This is a genomic window from Anabaena sp. CCY 9910, assembly GCF_963920875.1.
Lineage (GTDB): Bacteria > Cyanobacteriota > Cyanobacteriia > Cyanobacteriales > Nostocaceae > Trichormus > Trichormus variabilis.
In genome coordinates, this window is record NZ_CAWUDJ010000001.1 from 189,411 (window position 1) to 212,403 (window position 22,993).

Here is a 22,993-nt window from a genome sequence, read left to right on the forward strand (position 1 = left end):
GTCGCAAACAGACTCCATAGTCCAATTACCAATTACCAGTTACCAAAATCCTTGATTGTAAAAACTATGATGTCTGTTCAGAATCTGATATTTCTTCATTATTAAAAAACAACAGCCGAGCAGCAAGAATGGCGAATCCTACAGCCGCGATCGCTTTTAGTATTCGCGTAGGTAATAATTCTGACACTGCGCCACCTGCTAACGCTCCCAATAAACTAGTTAATAGGAGTGCGCCAGCAGTACCGAAAAATACAGCCTTGACAGACTGACCACGACCAGAAAGAGCGATCGCTGCTAACTGGCTTTTGTCACCTAATTCTGACAACAAAACTGTAATAAAACTTAGTCCTAAAAGATGCCAATCCATAATATTTAGAGGTATTGATAATTATCCGTGAAAGATATCCCAAAACAAAGTGAGGGAGATAAATAGCAGCATAATTCCGGCTGATTTATCCAAGGTTTTGGGGCTGAAGCGTTTAGAAACCCAACTACCCAAAAGTACACCTAACAAACTTGTGGTAATTAATGCTGCTCCCGAACCGAGAAATACTACCCAAGGTGAATGAGACTCTGCACTCATCAATAGAGTTGATAACTGGGTTTTGTCGCCAATTTCTGCCAGAAAAATAGTCACAAAGGTTGTAGCAAATACAGCCAAAGCTGGTTCCTGTTTTTTAGGACTATCCTCAACTGGCTCAATAATTGCAGTAGCCAGATGGGACTGAGTGCTTTCTTGTATTTCTGGCTGGCTGATAGTCGGATTTACGCCAGCAAGGGTGACAGGTGCAGAGTCGAGTTTCACAGGCAGTAGATTTATTACTAGATGTTTTTCATATTCTTCTCATTTTCTCAGATCGTTGTAATAAATTGCAACCGTACCGAAAAAAATACAGCTTTTTCGTGAGATGGAATAGTTACAATAAGTGGTATCATTATTTGGTTGCAATAAATTGTATGAAACGTGAAGCTTTAACCATCCGTTTTCCTGTTGAACTACTGACCAAAGCCAGAAAACTGAAAGGAAGCAACGAATCTTTGAATGATTTAGTTGTTGAAGCATTGGAATTTGAAGTCAGGCGTAGAAGAGGATGGGCTGCACATCAACGGATTCTTGCCCGTAGCGCAACCATCAAAGCTAAAACTGGTACACAACCAAGTTCTACAGAGATGATTCGCAGTCTCAGAGAAGGTGAGGGAAGACGTGACTAGAGTTTTGTGCCTAGATACTAGCGTTTGGATTCCTTACCTTGTCCCAGAAGTTTATCAATCTCAAGCTGTAACCCTAGTAACAGAAGCACTGAGCTTAAATATACGTTTAGTAGCACCTGCTTTTGCTTGGGCAGAAGTTGGGTCTGTGCTACGGAAAAAAACGCGCATGGGCGTTATCACCGCAGAGGAAGCACTAGGCTTTTTTGAAGATTTCTGCGAACTGCCGATTGATTACATTGAAGAAGAAGCAATTCGCCTCAGAAGTTGGGAAATTGCCGAGCAATACGGGTTATTAACTCTTTATGATGCAGCATTTCTGGCTTGTGCCGAGATGACATCTGCTGAGTTTTGGACTGCTGACGCAGCACTGGTTAAGCAAGTTATACCCAGACCTGTTTACCTGCGAGAAATAGGAGAAATATAAAAGTTTTTCAAATGAGTGATTCGGTTAACTTATGCGGCTATTATTGGTGATGATGGTGAATCGGCTAATTGTGTGATCGCAGTTCATCGATAATGGGCGATCGCATTCATACAAAAGGAAGCTGCAAATATTCAGATTTTATCCACCCCAGAAATCATCAAGCATTGGGCAGAAATAGCCAGGCTTGATTCCTCTGAACTGCGTAATGTACTCAACAAAATTCGGCTGCAAGGTCGCTACCTACCCGCTAAAACTCATCCTCTCCGCATCTGGTGGGAAGCAGCTTTAAAATGATGTCTCAGATTAAAACTAGCTTCATATAACTTTAAATCCCCACAGCTTTATCAAAACGCAGCATTTCTAAACTTCTGTCACCGTACACCCCTTCAATTTGTTGGCGACAGCACTCTATAGCAAAATCATTTAGTTCTTCTGACTCAATACCATACATATCTTGAAATATATCTGGCTCTACACGGCAGAACCGGGGACGCGTTGAATAGATGCGACATTCTCTTGTGGTATGGTCAAAGTTAACGCACCATCCGCCTTCGCCTACCATACTGAAGTAAAGTTCTAGTTCATCTGGTGTGAGATAGTCTTCTATTTCTGGGCGTTCTGCTGGGTCAAGATTACAACAGGCTCCACATTGTTTGACGCATTGCCAGTTTGCCATTTTGTGTTTTTTCCTATACTTTTGTTAAGTAAATTAAATATTACAGGCGATCGCCGGATATGATTTAATACGGGTTTTGTAACTGCAACTGAGTAATTCTAAGACAATTGGGAGGAATAGAGACAAATGTTTGACGCTTTAGCCAACATCAATTGGGAAGTTATTTTCCAGCTAACCTCTGTTGCACTAATCATCATTGCTGGGCCTGCTGTGATTTTTGTGCTGGCATTCCGCAACGGCAATCTATAAGAGTAATGAGCGCTGGGTGATGGTGAAATTAATTTATTACTCAGCACTCAGCACTCAGCACTCAGCATTGACAAGGCTTGGATAGCAGCTTGAACAATAGAATCATATTGGGGCAAAGTTAAGTCAATTTCTAGGGCATCTTCACGACTAGTTCCTAGTAATCCAATTGTATTTCCTGGCTGCATCACTAGAACTTTGCCATCTGAGTTTTTAATTCTCAATTCAGGAAGAGAATTATTTTGATAAACCCCACAAGTGTATTGACGTTGATTGTACTTGAAGGCGGTTCTTAAAGGTTTGGGAGAAGCTTGATAAAAAAGTTGTAACTGGTGGGACTGCGCTTCAAGTTGTTTTTGCGCCAGTCTTACACCTAATAATTCCAACTCCAGGCTAGTATTGCCATTGAAGTTATTTTCGCGCAATTTGTAAGCTATGTCTAACCTTGGTGGTAAAGGGTAATAATCACGCCAACGCCAAGCGATCGCCTTAAATTGATATTGTTGACCGTTTATAGCTTGGCTGAGTGTGACTTTGATATGGCCTTTGCCGACTATTTGCTGTTCTACAACTTGAACATTGGCTGTCCAGAAAACCGGATCAGGGTTATCGATACCGCAAGGGTGGAGATTATTTAACTGTTGATACAGTTCTTGATGGATTTGATTAAAGTTAGCCTCAACATCAATTTGTAGTAGAGGCTTGAGGTGTTGGAGTTGCAAACATTGATTGGCAAATTCACGCAGACGCGATCGCAACTTCGGTAAATTAGTAGCGGGGAAAGAAAACCCGCCGGCGGCTTTGTGACCACCATATTTACCCAGCAAGTCGTGACAATATTCTAAAGCCTCAAATACGTTAAATTCCGGGATACTCCTAGCTGAACCGCGAATTAGTTCTTCATTTTCATAAGTACCAATAAAGACGGGAACACCGTAACGTTCTACTAAGCGGGAGGCGACAATACCAATTACACCATGATGCCAATTGGGTTGGATGACAACTAATACCCGGTCTTGCGGTAGAGACGTTGCATACAAATCTTCTACGTGGGCGATCGCTTGTTGTTCAATTTCTTCGCACATTTGCTGACGGCTAGTATTAGCCTGTTCGCACTGCATCGCCCGTTCCAACGCGAGACCCTCATCATCTGTTGTCAGTAATTCAATTACCGTCAAAGGGTCGCCAATCCTACCCACCGCATTGATACGCGGCCCCAAACGAAAACCGATATCCTCTGGTTTGAGGGACTGGGGATTGGGGACTGGGGATTGGGGATTGGGGATTGGGGACTGGGGACTGGGGATTGGGGATTGGGGACTGGGGATTGGGGATTGGATTATTAGTTTGTCTTTCCCTACACCCTTATACCCCTGCACCCCTACACCCCCACCTGTGGCTTGTACTCCCGCAACTTGAATTAATGCTTTAATTCCTGGTAATTGGGATTTAGGTAATAGCTTTAACCCGCGCTTTACCCAGCGACGGTTGACACCACTTAAGGGAGCTAAATCGGCGATCGTTCCCAAGGTGAATAATGCTAACATCGGCTGAATTAAGCCTTTGGTTTTGTCTAGCTTTTGTGCCAAGGATACTGCCAAAATATAGGCAACACCAACACCAGCCACACCGCGATATGGTGAAGATTCCGCGATAAGTTTGGGGTTGAGGATTGCATCGGCTGGGGGTAGTTTTTGGGGAATGTCGTGATGGTCGGTGATAATTACATTTAAACCCAGTTCTTTGGCTCTAGCGATTGGTTCAAATGCAGAAATCCCATTATCAACAGTGAGGATTAACTTGACACCTTCACTATGAAATTCTTCTACAATCCGCTTATTGATACCATAACCTTCGTGCATCCGGCTGGGAATAGCATAATCTACTTGAGCGCCTAAACTGCGGAGACTACGCAAAAGTAAAGCGGTGCTAGTCATTCCATCTGCATCATAATCACCGCAGATGGCTATTTTACTTTGGGAAGCGATCGCCTGTTGTAATAATTCCACACTCATCGCCAAGTCTGGAAATTCTGCTAATGGCGAAGGTAAATTTAAGGATTCAGGTTCTAAAAATGCTTTTGCTTGTGCTGGTGTTTCAATACCCCGATTAATCAGCAATTGACAAACAATAGGCGAAAGATTTGCCGCATCTGCTAGTTTTTGGGCTAATTCAGTTTTTTGTAGGTGAATTTGCCAACGCTGATTAGGTAAGCGCCTGCGAGGTTTTGATAGTTGCGTAGGAGGTCGGTCTAGCATTTAGCTATTACAATTCCAGAGGCTTGGTAATGGGTGATTGGCAACAGTAAAAACCAAGTACCTATTAGCTATTACCTATCACCAACAAAACCAACTATATCGTAATTGATGCGATCGCCCATTCAACGCAAAATTTGTTCAATCATTCGGTTGGCTTGGGAAGCATAACCACCGCCGAATAAATTGAAGTGATTGAGGATGTGATACAGGTTATAGAGTGTTTTCCGTCGTTCATAACCAGCATCCAAGGGAAACTCTTGGTTGTAACCTTTGTAAAAAGCTGCGGGGAAACCGCCAAAAAGTTCTGTCATGGCGATATCAACTTCTCTATCCCCAAAATAAGTGGCTGGATCAAATATCACTGGTTCCCCAGACACCGTACACCCAGCATTCCCACCCCATAAATCACCGTGAACTAAAGCCGGTTGCACTTCATGATCTGCCAATAGTTCTGGAAGCGCACCTAGTAACTCATCTTGTTTGGGAAAATTCCCACCCCGTCGCCTAGCTAACTGAAATTGATAACCAAGACGATGTTTGCCATAAAATTCCGTCCAATCTTCCGTCCAAGTGTTGATTTGGTGTGTGGAACCAATGGTGTTATTCATATCCCAGCCATACCCTTTCTGGCTAGTGGCTTTGTGCATTTTCGCCAAATTGCGCCCCATTTCTTCCCAGGAATTGGTGTTACCGCTTCCCATTTCTAGCCATTCCAAAACAATATAGCCAGAGTTACCCGCAATTCCCCAACAAATTGGTTTTGGGACACGGATGCTATTTGTCGCCAACATTTGCTCTAAACCCAGCGCTTCCGCCTCAAACATGGCAACTTGAGATGCTTGGTTGAGTTTGACAAAATACATCAATGTACCATCAGATACAGCATAGCCTTGGTTAATACATCCACCACTAACCGATCGCCTCTGCTGACTCTGAAACTTTTCGCCAGTTACCCGGCTAATTTGCGTATCTATTTCTGTCCACATTGTGAATTAGGGGTATGGGGGTATAGGGGTGTAGGGGTGTAGGGGGTGTGTGGGTGGTGAGTATAGGGGTATGGGGGTTAGGAGAATAATAGTATTTATGAGGTATCTTGATTTAATTAAACTATTAGTTGTTTCCCTTAAACCCTTACACCCCTACACCCTTAAACCCCTACACCCCTAACTACGCTGGTTTCATGACGACTACACCATAAGCTTCTGGGCAAAGATATTGGTTAGCAGCCAAGAGTAAATCTGGTGCTTCTTGGGTTTGAATGTGGGCTGGGTAGTTAAAGGCTGGTTCTAAATCTCCTACCAGTGATTGATAGAATCCATATAATCCAGCGCGATCGCTTGGTGTTTCGTTACCAAAAATAAATCTGTTGGCTACACGCTTACGGACACGGGCGATTTCTTTTTCTGTAACTAACTCTGTTTGTAGTTTACGGATATGTTGGGCGATCGCTTCCTCTACGGCTGGTAAATCTTCTACTGCACATTTAGCGGAAATATAAAACGTCCCTTGCAAGCGATTACTCATATTGCTGACAGAAATCGAAGTCACGAGTCCTCTTTCTTCCCGCAAGTCTTGGACTAGTCTGGATGTTCTTCCATGTGCCAAAATACCCGCCAAAACATCTAAGCCATAAGTCTGTTCTAGTTGGTTCAACCCAGGAACTCGCCAAACCATGATCAATCTTGCTTGCTGAAGACTTTCATCTACAAATTCCCGACGCACAATTTCTGTAAATGCAGGTTCAGGAGTAGGGACTAGGGGCTGGAGATGAGGGATTGGGGATGGGGGAGTTTTCTTGAGTTGGTTAAATCCTTCGACAATAGTTTCAATTAACTGTTCTTCCGGTAAATTACCTACAGCTACAGCCGTAATTGACTGGGGTTGATACCAACTAGCGTGAAAGTCTCGCATCTGTTGGGGTGTGAGTTGGGAAATTACCGACTCTGGCCCCAATACTGGACGACGGTAGGGTAACTGTGCAAATGCTGTTTCCATTGCCCGGCGGAATGTACGGCGGCGGGGATTGTCTTCGGAACGTTTGATTTCTTCCAAAACCACAAAGCGCTCACGTTCAAAGGCTTCGTCAGGGATACTGGCATTTAAGACTACATCTATTTGTAATGGTGCTAATTTGGCAAAATCTTGAGGAGCCGTGTTGATGTAGTAATGAGTGTAGTCTTGACTGGTAGCGGCGTTGGTAACAGCACCTCGCTCTTCTATGTGACGTTCAAATTCGCCACTGGCAAGGCGCTCAGTTCCTTTAAAAATCATGTGTTCTAAGAAATGAGCCATACCGTTAATGGCATCAGATTCTACAGATGAGCCAACATCAATCCACAAGCTGAGATTCACGGCTTCAACTGGCATTTGCTCCACGATGATGGTCAAACCATTGGGTAGTGTATGTAGCTTTGGGGCATTAAGTCGGGGCAGTTTCCGCAGGGTTGAGGTCATGGGTAGTGGGGAGTTAACTAATCTGTTACTTCATATTATCCGCCACGAGATTAGGGCATGGGCATTTTCTTCGTCTCATAGAAAAACAACGCACAACTAACAACTGACCATTGACACCCAGAGAGCGGTAAAATTATGAGTAGAAATATTAATTTTTGTAAAGTAAATGTCTAATATTGTTAAGCAAGATCAACCCCGTGTAGTTGTGATTGGTGCGGGAATTGGCGGACTGACGGCTGCTGCATTATTAGCCCATCGTGGCTACAGCGTTCTCATCTTAGACCAAGCCCTCGTTCCTGGGGGTTGTGCTTCTACATTTAAACGCCAAGGATTCACCTTTGATGTGGGTGCAACTCAGGTTGCAGGCTTAGAACCGGGGGGAATCCATCACCGCATCTTTTCCGAACTGGAAATAGATTTACCAGATGCAACGCCTTGCGACCCCGCTTGTGCAGTTTATTTACCTGGGGAAAATACACCCATCAATGTCTGGCGCGACCCCCAAAAGTGGCAAGAAGAACGCCAAAAACAATTTCCTGGGAGTGAACCATTTTGGCAACTCATGGCTACTTTATTTAATGCCAGTTGGGAATTTCAAGGACGCGACCCAGTTTTACCGCCCCGTAATTTGTGGGATTTGTGGCAGTTAACCCAAGCAATAAGACCTAGTACCTTCGTTACTGTACCCTTTACATTATTTACCGTGGGTGATGCTTTAAGGTTGTGTGGGTTGGGAAAAGACCACCGACTAAGAACGTTTTTAGATTTGCAACTCAAGCTATATTCTCAAGTCAACGCTGAAGAGACAGCTTTACTTTATGCAGCAACGGCGTTGAGTGTGTCCCAACTACCACAGGGATTGTTTCACCTAGAAGGTAGTATGCAGGTATTGAGCGATCGCCTAGTCGAAGCTTTAGAAAGAGACGGCGGTAAATTATTGATGCGTCATACCGTTGAACAAATCAAGGTAGAAAACGGTAAAGCCTCTGCTGTTGTTATTAAAAACCAAAAAACAGGGGAAGTTTGGACAGAAGCAGCAGACCACGTAGTTGCTAACGTGACTGTGCAGAACTTAGTGCAACTCTTAGGTGACAAGGCTCCATCAGGCTATAAACAGCGTGTCAATAAACTCCCCCAAGCATCAGGGGCATTTGTCGTGTATTTAGGTGTAGATGCTAGCGCTATCCCAACCGAGTGTCCCCCACACTTGCAATTTTTATATGATGCTAATGGCCCCATTGGGGAAAATAATTCTTTGTTTGTGTCTGTCAGTCATGCTGGTGATGGTCGCGCGCCAGAAGGACAAGCTACAATTATTGCCTCATCTTTCGTAGACCCCGAACAGTGGTGGAGTACGGACGATTACCCAGGTTTGAAACAGAAATTTACCGAAGATGCGATCGCCAAATTAGCCCAGTACTTTTATCTCAAACCAGAGACAATTATTTATCAAGAAGCTGCCACACCGCGCACCTTTGCCCATTACACCGGACGCGATCGCGGTATAGTCGGCGGTATTGGTCAAAGAATCCCCACATTTGGCCCCTTTGGTTTTGCGAATCGTACCCCCATTGACCATCTCTGGTTAGTTGGTGACTCTACCCACCCAGGAGAAGGAACAGCAGGTGTAAGCTATTCGGCCTTGACTGTAGTTAGGCAAATTAGTCATAGTCAAAAATATTGAACTGTTGACTATTGACCGATAACTCCTAACGGATAAGGATATATTTATCCTAGACTTACACTTTAGATAGTGATAAATTTCGCATAACATTAAGTATCTAATTGTGTAAACATCTACACTAGGCTGGATAGATGAATTACGAGATAGCTCACAAACTCCTAGTAGGACAGACAATAGCAAGTGAGGAAAACCCTGATGCCTTGTTGATGCGAATGAGACATGGAAAACCGCCAGTGCCTGGTCAAATTACCTCAATTTTATTAGCATTGAAAGTAGTATTTGAGGCGCTGAAAGATTCCCCTAGTCTGGACAGGGAATTAGTTTTTGCACTTTATCAGTTAACTGTTAAGGCTCAACAGCTATTTGTGGCAGGACGTAGAGCTGGTGTAGATTGGCCACCACTACTTAAGGAAGATTTGTTACGAATTGCTTTAGCTACCGAAAGTATTTTCTCTGGTGTTTGGCAAAACCCACCCCCTGGAAATTTTCAATAGAGATATCCCCGACTCTTCTAGAAAGTCGGGGATATAAAGATAATCGCCATATCCCAACTAACGATTTCGCAGTTCTGCTTCTAACTTGTCCAAGTCATTCTTGAGTAAAACAGTCATTTGCCCGGTAAAAGCCTTGCCGTTTCTAGGTTGGGCAACTTCTAGCCAATAAGCATAGCGATCGCCCATCCGTAATTCTCCCTTCAAAGCTTCCCTGATGGGGGTTTTCGCCAATCGCGCTGAGTTAATGGCGCTTTCGTTGGGATATTCATACAGTACTTGGGCGCGTTTAAAGTCTTGATAAATATCCAACCCATAAATCACCCGCAAGGATTCTTGTAAACGCTGCAAGCTCATGCCGTTAATAGCATCGTACATGGCAATGCGTTCACTACGAATCAGACTCCGGTCTTTGGTAAATCCTACTTTACCAGGAGGTAATACGGATGCTTGAAAAGTGAATCGCTGGGCTGCTGTATCACTTTTCTGGACAAATAATTTTTCTCCAGCCCTGGGACGGAGAGTGGGATGGGCTTGAATCCAAGTACCTACTTCTTCCGTACTTTGTCCTGGTAACGCGTCAGCCTGGGGGCTAGTCAATATTCCTACACATAACCAGGAGACTAGAGAAAAGGGCAAAATCAAAAAGTTCAGCCGAAATTTTTTGAGCATTTTCCTATTCGGGACTCATATAGAAATTTACCCGTGAGGGAATAACCATAGTTTTCCCGTTTTGCAGGAAGATTATTTCAATCACCTACCTAATCGACAAAAGCAGATGTCTGAACTATCTATGAGTTAATATCTCAGCAATATAGCTGTTGACTGTTGATTGTTGACTGTTGACAGACTTGAAAGCTTTTTATTGTCAGGGTTTTATCTTAGCTTGATGTCCTAATATATCTGGCTACAGCAATACTACTCAGCCCAATTAGTTTACCCACCTTTTGCAAAGGTGGTGATCTTACATCTACAAATTCTGAGTGGAGGCGATCGCCTGCCTTAGTCAAAAGTATATCGATGAACGGGACTGCGCTCATCAGATGTCAGGTTGAACAACTAGGAGTCTCAATTAATGCTAAATGCTAAAACCAGTTTTGCCTTATTGATGGCCGTGTGTCTCATCGCCACAGGAGTTACAGGATATCTACTGGGGGGAATTAATCCAGAGTTAATTCAAGGTTGGTTAAAATCTGCGGGAATTTGGGCCCCTGTTACTTATGTAGCTGTATATGTGGTTGCCACTATTTTAATTTTGCCATCAACAGCATTGAATTTAACTGGTGGAGCGATTTTCGGCCCTTGGATGGGGACATTCTGGACAAGTGTAGGGGCAATTATTGCGGCGATCGCTGCCTTTATTTTTGCGCGGACAGTAGGACGGGAAATTGTGGCTCAACGACTAGCTGGACGTTGGCAAGCTATCGATGCCGAAGTTAGACAGGGAGCCGTTTTTTATATGTTTGCTATCCGGTTGATGCCAATTCTGCCCTATGGATTAGTCAATTTTGCTGCCGGTTTGACATCAATCAGCTTCAAGGATTACCTAATTGGTACAGCCTTGGGAACAGTACCCGGAATCTTACCGTTTGTCCTCTTGGGGAGTTCCGGCTTAAAAGCCATCCGTACTGGTGAGGTTCTACCATTAGTTGGTGCTTTGGCATTGATTGGAATGCTAGTTGGTGGTTCCACTTGGTATCGTCGTCGTCGCTCTTTTCCCACTCGTAAAAAACCATAACACATCTCAACTATGCCGCCTAAATATTCTTTTATCGTCCCGATTTACAACGAAGAAGAAACCATCACAGAAATGTATCGCCGCATTTCCCAAGTAATGGATCAGATGGATGGTTCAGTCGAGTTGTGTTTAGTTAATGATGGCAGCCGCGATCGCTCTCTGAGAATGATGCGAGAATTACATCAAAAAGATCCGCGTGTTGTTTACTTAAGTCTCGCCAGAAATTTTGGTCATCAAATCGCCGTCACCGCAGGTTTAAATTTTGCCCGTGGACAAGTAGTTGTGATTCTCGATGCCGATTTACAAGATCCACCAGAATTGATCGCGGAAATGGTGGAATTATGGCGGCAAGGATATCATATAATTTACGCCCAAAGAATCAAACGCCGTCAAGAAGGCTGGTTTAAACGCTTCACCGCCTACGCTTTTTATCGGATTCTCAAACAACTGGCGGATGTTGATATTCCTACAGATACCGGAGACTTTTGTTTATTAGATAGGCAAGTTGTTGATGTACTCAATGCTATGCCAGAGCGAAATCGTTACATTCGCGGCTTGCGTTCCTGGGTAGGTTTTAACCAAACAGCAGTCAGATTTGAACGAGATCCGCGTTTTGCTGGCGATGTTAAATATACATTTCGTAAATCTTTCGCATTAGCAATTAATGGCATAGTTGCCTTTTCTAAGGTGCCATTAAGGCTTTCAACTTATTTAGGACTATTTGCAGCAATAGCCTCATTATTAATGTGTCTGTTAGTTTTATACTGGCGGATTTTTACACCCCATTCTCCCCTAACTGGAATCACCATTATTCTCATCGCTATCTTCTTTTTGGGAGCAGTACAACTGGTGAGTATTGGTATTTTAGGTGAATATATCGGGCGAATTTATGAAGAGGTTAAACAAAGACCACTTTATACATTGTCAGAAGTTAGCGGCTTTGAGCAGCAATATCCTGATGCTCAACAATCATTAGATATTTCCTCATCCAATTAAATACTAATGAATTATTGGCACTGAGTCCGTAGTTATATTTTCTAACTAGAAACCATCGCTACCTTAATTACCTTCCGCGCTTTCATATCATCAAATACTTGCTCTAAATCTTTTAAAGGACGCTGTTCACTAATTAATAATTCAAAAGGGATTTTACGGCTAGCTATGAGAGCCAGTGCTGCGCGGACATATTCAGGGGTGTTGTGAAAAACGCCTTTGAGAGTCAGTTCACTGTAGTGCAGTTGTTCTGTATTCACTGTAATTGTTGTATCTCGTGGACAACCACCAAATAAGTTGACGATCGCACCAGGACGAGCGCAGGCGATCGCAGTTTCCCAAACCTTGGGTACACCAGTCGCTTCAATGACTACATCCGCACCCCAGCCTTGGGTAAGGTCTTTCACCATACCAGGAATATCTGGATTTTGATGATAATTAAAGGTCTTAGCTGCACCTAATTTTTGACCAATTTCTAGCCGTTGGTCGTTACCACCCCACAACAATACCTCAACGGTATCAGCTAAAGTAGCCACAAACATTAACCCAATTGCCCCATCTCCCAAGACAACAACTTTATCTTGAGGTTTAATCTGAGAACGAGCTACCCCATGCAGGACGCAAGCCAAGGGTTCAGTCATGGCGGCTAATGGTAACGGCAACTCATCAGGAACCTGCAATAAATTATGCTGTACTATGGGTGCGGGGATTTTTAAGTATTCGGCAAATGTGCCATTATTCCAAGTCAAGTTGGGACATAGGGAATATTCTTGACGTTGACAAAAGAAACATTTCATGCAAGGCGCAGAATTATTGGCAACTACGCGATCGCCTATTTGCCAACCCGTCACACCCGCACCCACTGCCACAATTTCCCCGGCTGCTTCATGACCAAATAAAGTAGGCGGTTTCAACATCTTGGCATGACCACCACGCCGCCAGACTTTTAAATCTGTGCCACAAGTTGTTGCTGCTCCCACTTTAATTACCACTTCCCCAACCTCTGGAGATGGATCAGCAACTTGTTCTAAGCGTAAATCTTCTTGACCATAAAGCAAGGCTGCTAACACAGCTTTAACCCATAAAACTCAGTTTTTCATGATTGTATCAGGAGAAGTGGGCATTGGTGAGGGGTGAAAGTAAGGGAATTCCAGATAAAAAAATATCCAAAATATAGGGTGTGTCGGCGCAATAAAACTTAAATATACTCAGAAATTATTCATACTGACGCACCTCACCGAACTATCAATTTCCGATAATTTATTTTCTAGTTTTCCCTAATCACACTTTTGCCATTGGCTAAATAGGAAAAACGGTATTTATGCTGATGTTCACTGTAAAAAATATAGACATCATATGTAATTAAACATACCCGTTAAACCGAAGTATCGGGGATTTAAATACATGACTGTAAATTCAAAATTATTAGTTCAATATACAGAAAATTCCCTAATTAAACTCAAACTTATAAAATATGCTTTTGTGATAGCAGCAGTATTGTGGGACTATAATCAGGCGATCGCCCAAACTCCTGACCCTAGCTCATTACCAAAGGATCGTTTAGAAGATATTCCTACTAGGACTTTACCGTCGGAAGTATTACAAAAACCATCAGATCAAGAGCAATTGCCTACTCCGACGGAGCTACCAGAGCAGCAAGATCCAGTACAAAATGATACTAATGCCAAATTTCGAGTTGATCGGATTGAAGTTGTTGGTAGTAAAGTTTTCCCACCAGAAAAATTTGCCTCTATTACAGATCCTTTTGTAGGACGAGAAGTATCATTTGCAGAACTGTTGCAAGTTAGAGATGCTATCACCAAACTCTACACTGATAACGGCTATGTAACGACAGGGGCTTTAATTACACCGCAAACAGTAGAAGCTGGAGTTATTACTATTCAGATAGTAGAAGGCAGTTTGCAGGAAATTAAGATTGTTGGTAATCGGCGACTGCGTAGTCAATACATTCGCGATCGCATCCAACTAGGTGCTAGTAAACCCCTCAACGTACCGCGCTTAATAGAAAAGCTACAACTTCTGCGTCTCGATCCCCGTATTCAAAATTTGTCAGCCGAGTTACAAATGGGTGTAGCGCCTGGAACTAACATCTTGCAAGTTGAGGTACAAGAAGCCGATACCTTCTCGCTGACAGCAACATTAGATAATGGGCGATCGCCTAGTGTGGGTAGTTTTCGCCGGGGGGTAAATCTGCAAGAGGCAAATTTGCTCGGTTTAGGCGACACTCTCAGCGTAGGATATAGCAATACAGACGGCAGTAATAGCATTAATTTAAATTACCAGTTACCAATTAATGCCCATAATGGTACTGTATCCTTCGGTATTAATCAGGGGTGGAACCGTGTAATTGAAGACCCATTCAGTGTCCTAGATATTCAATCAAACACGACCTCTTATGAATTCGGTTATCGACAACCACTAATCCAAAAGCCTACCCAGGAATTAGCAGTGGGGCTATCTTTCTCGCGCCAAGAAAGCCAAACCGAGTTAGGGCTGGATAATATTGGTGGGTTTCCTTTATCACCTGGTGCAGATGCAGAAGGAAGAACGAAGATTTCTGCCTTGCGCTTTACTCAGGAGTATACCCAACGCAGCAATGAGCAAGTTTTTGCAGCGCGATCGCAATTTAGCTTGGGCGTAAATTGGTTCGATGCTAATGTAAATCAGGATGAACCCGATAGTCGCTTTTTTGCTTGGCGGGGACAGGCGCAGTGGGTAAAGCAGTTAGCCCCAGACACCCTATTTTTAGCTAGAGGCGATATCCAACTAGCCTCAACTTCCTTAGTACCCTTGGAACAATTTGGTCTTGGTGGTCAGTTGAGTGTCCGAGGTTATCGCCAAGATACATTACTTACAGATAATGGTTTATTGTTGTCTGGGGAATTGAGATTACCGATTGTCCGTGCTGCCAAATGGGGAGGCGTGCTACAACTAACACCTTTTATGGACGTAGGTACAGGCTGGAATACCCAAGGCAATAACCCATCACCAAGTACCTTTGTGGGTACCGGGTTAGGGCTGCTATGGAAACAAGGGGATAGTTTCTCAGCTAGGCTAGACTGGGGTATTCCTTTAACATCCGTAGATGGTGAAAAGCGATCGCTCCAAGAAAATGGGCTGTACTTTTCAATACACTATACGCCATTTTAATGGCGGCGCTGATACAACCAATGATTTAATAGCACACTATTTTGGGCATCCTCAATAGCAGGTATCAATGAAAGGCTTGGTGATGAAAGCGACCTCTATTGGCTTGGGAATAGTGCTGTTAACGACTATGCTACCGTGCTGTGATCCTGTCAGTGGGCAGGTAATTCCCGATGGTAGTGTGAATACCAGAGTCTCTCAAAGCGGCGATTTCTTCACCATCACCGACGGTAATCGAGTAGGAGATAACTTATTTCATAGTTTCAGTCAATTCTCAGTTCCCAACAAAGGCACTGCTTTCTTTAATAACGCCTCAGATGTTCAAAATATTTTTAGTCGTGTCACAGGAGCCAGTGTTTCCCTAATTGACGGTTTAATACAAGCTAATGGTAGCGCTAATCTATTTTTGCTCAACCCCAAGGGAATCATTTTCGGAGCAAATGCTCAGTTAAATATTGGCGGATCATTCATCAGTACAACTGCCAACAGTATCGAATTTGCCGATGGTATTGAGTTTAGTAGCATCAATCCTCAACCTACTCTATTGTTGAGCATCAATGTTCCCGTTGGTCTACAACTAGGAAACAATCCTGCACCAATTAACCTTCAAGGTACAGGACACACTTTAACAAATACCAGTGGACTGACTCTCGCTCCCCTAATTCGGACTCCTCATCCCACAAAACTACAAGTACCATCGGGAAAAACCATAGCCCTAGTCGGCGGTGACATCAACCTCAATGGGGCAACCTTAATCGCAGAGACGGGAAGACTAGAATTAGGTAGTGTGAGTAGTCCGGGATTAGTCAACCTCATACCCAGCGCCCAGGGCTACACCTTGGGATATAGTCATATACAACACTTTGGCAATATTCAACTAGCCGAGCGATCGCTATTAGATATAAGCGGTGTAAATGCTGGTTCCGTGCAGATTCGAGGTAGGCAACTGCGATTCACCGACGGTTCTTTAATCCTGTCACAAAATTTCGGCGCTCGCCCTGGTGGTGAAATTCGCCTCCAGGCTACAGAATCTATTAAATTAATAGGCAGAACATCTGATGGTGAAATCCGGAGTGGGGTACGCAGTGAAGCCTTAGGTATAGGAAGTAGCAGCAACATCAGTATTATTACTTCTAATCTTACCGTTAATCGCGGAGCAGGTTTGACTAACTCAACTATAGGATCTGCATCTAGTGGCAATATTAACATTGAAGCAACGGCAACTTACATCTCTGGCTTTTCAGCTACAAATTCTGCGGAAGTTACCACAATTAATACCTCCACACTGGGCAATGGGAACGCAGGTGATCTTTTCTTCAACGGCGACAGTCTACTCATATCAGATGGTGCTTCGCTGTCTTCGGCTACCTTTGGCAACGGTTCAAGTGGTAAAGTCACAATTCGCAATACTAATACCACCGTCATCGGAGAAAGTCCCTCTGAACTGTACAGCAACATTAGCTCAACGACATTTGCAACTGGAAACGCTCAAACCCTGACCCTAGATACGAAGAACTTACAAATTCTGGATGGGGGAGCAGTCGCCACCACAGCATTTTTTGTAGGTAGTGGCGGAGACTTAAGCATCAACGCCAGCGAATCTATCACTATTAGTGGTCAAGGTCGAACCATTAACAGTAGTATTAACGCCTCCACTTTGCGACCCGATCCTTTTTTACGACAAAGATTTGGTCTGCCGGACATACTAACAGCAAATCCCGGCTCTGTCAGCATCACCACACCTAAGCTAATATTAACCAACGGTGGAACTGTCGGTGTCACAAATCAAGGTAGCGGCAATGGTGGTAATATGAGCATCGCTACTAATACCATCCAATTAAAAAATCAAAGTTTTATTCAAGCACAGACAAAATTTGGGAATGGTGGGAATATTCAATTATCTGCAACAGACCTATTGCTATTGCGGCAAAATAGCCTAATTACCTCCACAGCTGGTGGCTCAGGAAATGGAGGTAACATCAACATCAATGCACCCATTATCACGGCACTAGAAAATAGCGACATTATTGCTAATGCCATTACAGGTCAGGGAGGCAATATTCAAATTACCACTCAAGGTATGTTTGGAATAAAATTCCGTGACCAAATCACCCCGGAAAGTGACATTACAGCCAGTTCCCAATTTGGATTAAGTGGCACAGTCCAAGTCAACACTGTGGGAGTTGACCCAAACTCAGGTTTAGTCGAATTACCAGCAAATGTTACCGATCCATCCCAGAAAATAACTACAGGTTGTTCTAATAATCAAGGCAGTAGTTTTATCGCCATAGGAAGGGGTGGAATACCGCAAAACCCGACACAAGAAATCAGGAGCGATCGCTCCTGGTCAGACACCCGCGACATCTCTGCATACCAGAAAACACAGACAGTCCAAGCTCAAATCCCGCAACCTCCAGAAACACTTGTCCAAGCAACGTCCTGGCAACGTAACCCTCAAGGTAAAATTGAATTAGTGGTGGCTAAATCACCTCCGCAGATGCCACCAGCCCTAACCTGTGCTGCTGTAGTTGGAAATTAATTAATGTTACAAAACTTACCAAAATGGGAAAAATAAACTTGGAGAAGAAGAAACAAAAACTGGATTCATGAAATTAACTTTTGTCGGGTTTGGTGTGCTAAGTGTAATCTGGTTATCTGCTGTTTACAACTATAGTGTTCACGCACAAGTAACTCCCGATAATACCCTCAATACTTCTGTTACTTCGACTACTTCCATGAGTGGAAGTAATAGTTACACCATCAACAATGGCACTCGTGTTGGGAATAATTTATTTCATAGTTTCAGCCAATTCTCTGTACTCAGTGGCGGTTCTGCTTCATTTGACAATACTACTGATATCCAAAATATTTTTAGTCGGGTGACTGGTGGTAATATTTCCAACATTGATGGTGACATCAGTGCCAAAGGTAGTGCCAACTTATTCTTACTCAACCCCGCAGGGGTTATTTTTGGGCAAAATGCCAGCTTAAATATTGGTGGTTCCTTTATAACCACAACTGCTAATAGTATCAAGTTTGCCGATGGGACAGAATTTAGTGCTGTGCAAGGTGCGGATCAACCTTTGCTGACAATGAGCGCACCAGTAGGCTTGCAAATGGGCAGTAATTCTGCTTCTATCAAAACTCAAGGAAGAGGATATGCAAATAGCGGTTCTGTTATAGTCCCAACACCCAACTCGACAGAACTACAGGTGAACCCAGGGAAAACCCTAGCATTGGTAGGTGGTAATTTACAAATAGATGGGTTTATATTGACTGCTCCAGAAGGACGGGTAGAACTGGGTAGTACAAACGGCACTGGGCAAGTTAATTTAATCCCAAATGCACAAGGTTATACTTTGGGTTATGAGGATGGACAAATTTTTGGTGATATTCAATTAGCCAAAAAGTCACTCATAAATGTAAGTGGTGTAAATTCAGGCTCTGTTCGTCTACAAGCAAGAAATATCCGTTTAACAGACGGTTCATTGATACTTGCACAAAATTATGGCTATCTTCCTGGTGGAGAAATTAGCCTTCAAGCATCAACAGCAATTGATTTAATTGGCAGAAGTAGTGATGGAAATGTGTCGAGTGGAGTTCGTAGCGAAACTTATGGAATTGGAGCAGGTGGAAATATTGGTATTTTTACTCGAAAACTTACTCTCCAAGAAGGAGGTGGTTTAAATAATATAACTTTGGGAACTGCTCCTAGTGGCAATATTGAAATTGATGCGACAACAATTGAAATATCAGGTTTTTCGCAAGTAAACCCGAATGGAGTTACTAACATTGGTACTTTGAGTTTTGCTTCTGGTAGTGCTGGTGATGTATTCGCTAATAGTGATAATTTACTAATATCCGGTGGAGCTTCCCTTTCTTCGGTTACCTTTGGCAGTGGAAGTAGTGGTAAAGTTTCAATTCGCAATCAAAACACTACAGTTATTGGCAACAGCCCTTCAGGATTTGACAGTGCGATTACTTTAGCTACATTCGCGTTCGGAGATAACAAAGATTTGATACTGGATACTGGCAAATTACAAATTTTCGATGGGGGAAGAATTGGTTCATCTACACTGTTTGCTGGTAACGGGGGAAATGTAAGTATCAATGCAAGTGAAGCAATCACAATTAGTGGACGTAACGATAATAACAACAGTGCAATTAATTCTTCCGCAACGCGTCTTAATGCACAGTTGCGTCGATCATTCGGCTTTCCAGATATGCTGACGGCAAACGCTGGTAGTCTTAGTATTACGACACCAAATCTGATACTGACGGATGGTGCTACTGTGACTGTAACGAGTGAAGGTACTGGTAATGCCGGCAACCTTAACGTTATTGCAGATATTATCCAATTAAAAAATCAGGCGTTGATTCAAGCACAGACCGAATCTGGTAATGGTGGAGATATAGACTTAAAAGTGGGAAGTTTGCTGTTAATGCGCGATCGCAGTAAAATTACAACCACAGCAGGCAGTACGGGTAATGGCGGCAATATCAACATTAATTCACCCACCATTGTCGGCTTAGAAAACAGCGACATCACAGCTAATGCTGTTCGCGGTAAAGGTGGCAATATTAACATCACTACTCAGGGAATTATTGGTTTAGAGTACCGTTCGCAACTAACGCCAGAAAATGATATTACAGCCAGTTCAGAGTTTGGGGTGAATGGTACAGTGCAAGTCGATAACGTCGGTGTAGATCCGAATTCGGGTTTAGTGGCATTACCAACAAATTTTACCGATTCATCCCAAAAAATTGCTAGTGGATGTGCAGATAACAGTGGTAGTAGTTTCGTCGCTACAGGACGGGGTGGTGTACCACAAAATCCTACACAACAACTAAGGAGCGATCGCACTTGGTCTGATATCCGCAGTATATCTGCATTCCAAAACACACCACAAATACAAGCACAAACACCCACACAGCAACAAGTTCCCATCCAAGCTACTTCCTGGCATCGTAATGCTCAAGGCAAAATTGAATTAGTTGCCAATCAATCCCCGTCTCAGGTACAAACAGCCTTAACCTGTGCAGACATTTTCAAGGGTTAGTTATAGACCCAAAAGGATTATAGCCAAATCATAATTTGGGAATACTACTTACAGGGTAGAAAATGGAAATAGGTTGATGAAAGTAACTTTTACGGTCTTTGGTGTCATCGGCGGAATTGTCATAAGCTTTGTTGGCAGCAGTTGTGTTAACGCCCAAGTTATTCCCGATAGTTCTCTTGGGACAAATGTCTCTCCAGGTTCAGAACATTTCACGATCACTAATGGCAACCGTGTCGGAAATAATCTGTTTCACAGTTTCCAGCAATTCTCAATTCCTAACAATGGTTCTGCCTTCTTCGACAATGCTTCAGATGTCCAAAATATTTTTAGTCGTGTGACTGGTGGCAGTGTTTCCTATATTAATGGTTCAATTCAAGCCAATGGTAGTGCCAATTTATTTTTACTCAATCCCAATGGAATTATTTTTGGCTCTAATGCCAGGTTAAATATTGGTGGGTCTTTTGTCGCAACGACAGCCGATAGTATTAAATTTGCTGATGGGACAGAATTTAGTGGAATCAACACCAATGCAACTCCTCTGTTGACTATGCGTGTACCAATTGGGTTACAGTTTGGTGGTAATTCGGGAACAATTTCTGTTGAGGGAACAGGGAACAATCAGATATTAAATGGCACATCTCCTATTTCGGGATTAACCAGTACCAACGGGTTACAGGTGCGATCTGGAAAAACACTAGCTTTGGTGGGTGGAAATCTTGACCTCAATGGTAGCTTTCTGGCTGCACCAGGAGGACGCATTGAGTTAGGAAGCATGACTCAAGGGGATATCGACGTCAATTTAACTCCTCAAGCCTTAACCCTGAATTATCCTGACGAAAACTATAGCTTTGGTGATATTTATATGAGCCAACGTGCTGTAGCCTCTGTGCGTGGAACTACTCCAGGAGCAATTCAAGTCCAGGGAAAACAGATCAACCTTGAAAATGGTGCTTTACTAGTAGTACAAAATTTAGGTAGCCAGGCTGCGGGTGATATTACCATCAATGCCACAGAATCGCTGCAAGTGATGGGGATGTCCCCAGACTTTAGAACTTCCAGTGGCATCGTCAATGAGACTCTACAAGCAGGTTCAGCCGGGAATATTGTCATTACTACCCCAAAACTCCACATTGATAGGGGTGCGATCGTTCTGAATCGTACTTATAGTTCAGCACCCAGTGGTGATGTTGTAGTCAAAGCTAGTGAAGTATCAGTGGGTGGTATTCAACCGGGGAATCCTTTTATTGCTCCCATATTTGGCATACTGATGACTGCAACTTATGGTAGGGGTCAAGGTGGAGATTTATTACTCTCTACCGATCGCCTGACAATTTTCGGTGGTGGTAATGTTGGTACTAGAAGCTTGTCTAGTGGCAATGGTGGCAATGCCAAAATCAGTGCTGATACTGTTGAGGTATCAAGTTTGAATACCCTCCCAGGCTCTTTATTGATTAGTTTGCTATCAGCGAATACTTTTGGTGCAGGGAATGCCGGCAATCTTCAACTTGATACCCGCAAATTGTCTATTCAAGATGGGGGTTTAGTTTCAGTTTCGACTGTGAGTTTTGGCAACGCTGGTAATCTGACAATCAACGCCTCGGAGTCAATCGATGTCAATGGGCTGAAAGATCCAGAAAATCCCAGCTATATTGGAGCGATCGCTCGTGCATACACCGTGTTCACAACTACTGGTCTTTTGAATAATAGCAACTCTACCGCCGATGCCGGTAGTGTCACTATCAACACTCCCAAATTAACCATTAGCAATCAAGCCAAAGTGTTTGCCCAAAATCAGATTTTAGGTGATGCTGGGACTTTAGCAATTAATGCCAATATCTTACATCTTGAAAATGGCGGTAGTCTTTCCACATCCACAAAAGTCGGCGAAGGTGGTAATATCAAACTCGAACTGCGCGATCACTTGCTCCTGCGTCGCGGCAGCCTGATCAATGCCGAAGCAGGTGGTACAGGCAATAGCGGCAATATCAACATTAATTCACCCATCATTGTTGGGTTAGAAAACAGTGATATTATTGCCAATGCCGTCAATGGCAAGGGTGGAAATATTGAAATTACTACTCAAGGTATTTTCGGCTTAGAATATCGTGACCAACTCACCCCAGAAAATGACATCACGGCCAGTTCCCAATTTGGGGTAAACGGTACAGTACAGGTTCATACTATCGGTGTAGATCCCAATTCTGGTTTATTAGAATTACCAGAAAATGTGACTGATCCATCCCAACAAATTGCTACAGGCTGTGCTGATACGAGTAGTAGTAGTTTTATCGCCACAGGACGTGGTGGAATACCACAGAATCCCTCACAGGAGGTGAGGAGCGATCGCACTTGGTCAGATATCCGTGATATCTCTGCATACCGCAATACTGACGCAGTGACAGTACAAATCCCCAAATCTCCGGTTCTTGTCCAAGCCACTGGTTGGCGACATAATGCTCAAGGAAAAATCGAATTAGTTGCAGATAAATCTCCTACTCAGGTGCAACCAGCATTAACCTGTGCGGCGGTGGCTCAAAGCTAATTGCACTGTTTAGTCAAAACAATATTGTGGGAAACCTAAGCATAAAG

At 43.3% G+C, this 22,993-nt stretch carries 20 protein-coding genes; 11 read left to right on the forward strand and 9 right to left on the reverse strand.

Translation table 11 applies throughout. The features are described 5' to 3' along the window. Nucleotides 1–64 precede the first annotated feature (64 nt). Both ACM5QX_RS00830 and ACM5QX_RS00835 read right to left on the reverse strand, forming a co-directional pair. On the reverse strand, nt 65–367 hold the full coding sequence (locus tag ACM5QX_RS00830) for a TMEM165/GDT1 family protein (protein ID WP_414751974.1): 303 nt from the start codon (nt 365–367) through the stop codon (nt 65–67). 21 nt (nt 368–388) lie between these two features. Continuing rightward, the gene (locus tag ACM5QX_RS00835; protein ID WP_414751975.1) at nt 389–805 is read right to left on the reverse strand and encodes a TMEM165/GDT1 family protein; all 417 of its coding nucleotides are present in this window, start codon (nt 803–805) and stop codon (nt 389–391) included. Between the two features lie 152 nt (nt 806–957). On the opposite strand from ACM5QX_RS00835, the gene ACM5QX_RS00840 reads away from it, so the two are divergent. Continuing rightward, nucleotides 958–1,212: a YlcI/YnfO family protein gene (locus tag ACM5QX_RS00840; protein ID WP_414751976.1), complete on the forward strand. Its 255-nt coding sequence runs from the start codon at nt 958–960 to the stop codon at nt 1,210–1,212. Next, nucleotides 1,205–1,636, forward strand: coding sequence for a type II toxin-antitoxin system VapC family toxin (locus tag ACM5QX_RS00845; RefSeq protein WP_414751977.1), 432 nt, complete (start codon nt 1,205–1,207; stop codon nt 1,634–1,636). Before ACM5QX_RS00840 ends, ACM5QX_RS00845 begins: the two co-directional genes overlap by 8 nt. Before the next feature lie 325 nt (nt 1,637–1,961). On the opposite strand, the gene ACM5QX_RS00850 is transcribed toward ACM5QX_RS00845, so the two are convergent. Continuing rightward, complete coding sequence (locus tag ACM5QX_RS00850) at nt 1,962–2,312, reverse strand: YkgJ family cysteine cluster protein (protein WP_414751978.1); 351 nt, start codon at nt 2,310–2,312, stop codon at nt 1,962–1,964. A 126-nt stretch (nt 2,313–2,438) separates the two neighbouring features. On the opposite strand from ACM5QX_RS00850, the gene psb30 reads away from it, so the two are divergent. Beyond that, a complete protein-coding gene (gene psb30 / locus ACM5QX_RS00855; RefSeq protein WP_010999254.1) occupies nt 2,439–2,561 on the forward strand; it encodes a photosystem II reaction center protein Ycf12/Psb30 in 123 nt (40 codons plus the stop codon). A 47-nt stretch (nt 2,562–2,608) separates the two neighbouring features. Here psb30 and ACM5QX_RS00860 read toward each other — a convergent pair whose 3' ends face one another. The 3 genes from ACM5QX_RS00860 to ACM5QX_RS00870 form a co-directional block, all read right to left on the reverse strand. Beyond that, on the reverse strand, nt 2,609–4,816 hold the full coding sequence (locus tag ACM5QX_RS00860; RefSeq protein ID WP_414751979.1) for a single-stranded-DNA-specific exonuclease RecJ: 2,208 nt from the start codon (nt 4,814–4,816) through the stop codon (nt 2,609–2,611). 122 nt (nt 4,817–4,938) lie between these two features. Continuing rightward, entirely contained in the window at nt 4,939–5,802 is an 864-nt protein-coding gene (locus ACM5QX_RS00865; RefSeq protein WP_414751980.1) for a fructosamine kinase family protein, read from the reverse strand. 181 nt (nt 5,803–5,983) lie between these two features. Next, a complete protein-coding gene (locus ACM5QX_RS00870; RefSeq protein WP_414751981.1) occupies nt 5,984–7,270 on the reverse strand; it encodes a M16 family metallopeptidase in 1,287 nt (428 codons plus the stop codon). A 166-nt stretch (nt 7,271–7,436) separates the two neighbouring features. Between ACM5QX_RS00870 and crtD the strand changes: the two genes are divergently transcribed. Further along, on the forward strand, nt 7,437–8,954 hold the full coding sequence (gene crtD / locus ACM5QX_RS00875; RefSeq protein WP_414751982.1) for a C-3',4' desaturase CrtD: 1,518 nt from the start codon (nt 7,437–7,439) through the stop codon (nt 8,952–8,954). A 131-nt stretch (nt 8,955–9,085) separates the two neighbouring features. After that, on the forward strand, nt 9,086–9,448 hold the full coding sequence (locus ACM5QX_RS00880) for a Dethiobiotin synthetase (RefSeq protein WP_414751983.1): 363 nt from the start codon (nt 9,086–9,088) through the stop codon (nt 9,446–9,448). Nucleotides 9,449–9,505: 57 nt separating this feature from the next. Here the strand turns inward: ACM5QX_RS00880 and ACM5QX_RS00885 are convergent, their stop codons facing one another. Further along, nucleotides 9,506–10,117 (reverse strand): hypothetical protein, encoded by a 612-nt coding sequence (locus tag ACM5QX_RS00885; RefSeq protein ID WP_414751984.1) that lies wholly within the window; start codon nt 10,115–10,117, stop codon nt 9,506–9,508. Between the two features lie 209 nt (nt 10,118–10,326). After that, nucleotides 10,327–10,485, reverse strand: coding sequence for a hypothetical protein (locus ACM5QX_RS00890; protein WP_414751985.1), 159 nt, complete (start codon nt 10,483–10,485; stop codon nt 10,327–10,329). A 35-nt stretch (nt 10,486–10,520) separates the two neighbouring features. Here ACM5QX_RS00890 and ACM5QX_RS00895 point away from each other — a divergent pair, with 35 nt between their 5' ends. Both ACM5QX_RS00895 and ACM5QX_RS00900 read left to right on the forward strand, forming a co-directional pair. Next, on the forward strand, nt 10,521–11,183 hold the full coding sequence (locus tag ACM5QX_RS00895; RefSeq protein WP_414751986.1) for a TVP38/TMEM64 family protein: 663 nt from the start codon (nt 10,521–10,523) through the stop codon (nt 11,181–11,183). A 12-nt stretch (nt 11,184–11,195) separates the two neighbouring features. Continuing rightward, nucleotides 11,196–12,179, forward strand: a complete 984-nt coding sequence (locus tag ACM5QX_RS00900; protein ID WP_414751987.1) for a glycosyltransferase family 2 protein — start codon at nt 11,196–11,198, stop codon at nt 12,177–12,179. Nucleotides 12,180–12,220: 41 nt separating this feature from the next. Here ACM5QX_RS00900 and ACM5QX_RS00905 read toward each other — a convergent pair whose 3' ends face one another. Continuing rightward, nucleotides 12,221–13,246, reverse strand: coding sequence for a zinc-dependent alcohol dehydrogenase (locus ACM5QX_RS00905; protein WP_414751988.1), 1,026 nt, complete (start codon nt 13,244–13,246; stop codon nt 12,221–12,223). Between the two features lie 334 nt (nt 13,247–13,580). On the opposite strand from ACM5QX_RS00905, the gene ACM5QX_RS00910 reads away from it, so the two are divergent. From ACM5QX_RS00910 to ACM5QX_RS00925, 4 genes are all read left to right on the forward strand, one after another. Beyond that, complete coding sequence (locus ACM5QX_RS00910) at nt 13,581–15,347, forward strand: ShlB/FhaC/HecB family hemolysin secretion/activation protein (protein ID WP_414751989.1); 1,767 nt, start codon at nt 13,581–13,583, stop codon at nt 15,345–15,347. Between the two features lie 82 nt (nt 15,348–15,429). Further along, a complete protein-coding gene (locus tag ACM5QX_RS00915; protein WP_414751990.1) occupies nt 15,430–17,883 on the forward strand; it encodes a filamentous hemagglutinin N-terminal domain-containing protein in 2,454 nt (817 codons plus the stop codon). A gap of 67 nt (nt 17,884–17,950) precedes the next feature. Beyond that, nucleotides 17,951–20,404 carry a filamentous hemagglutinin N-terminal domain-containing protein gene (locus ACM5QX_RS00920; protein WP_414751991.1) on the forward strand — a complete coding sequence of 818 codons (2,454 nt, stop codon included), beginning with the start codon at nt 17,951–17,953 and terminating at the stop codon, nt 20,402–20,404. 76 nt (nt 20,405–20,480) lie between these two features. Next, a complete protein-coding gene (locus ACM5QX_RS00925; protein ID WP_414751992.1) occupies nt 20,481–22,946 on the forward strand; it encodes a filamentous hemagglutinin N-terminal domain-containing protein in 2,466 nt (821 codons plus the stop codon). Nucleotides 22,947–22,993: the final 47 nt, after the last annotated feature.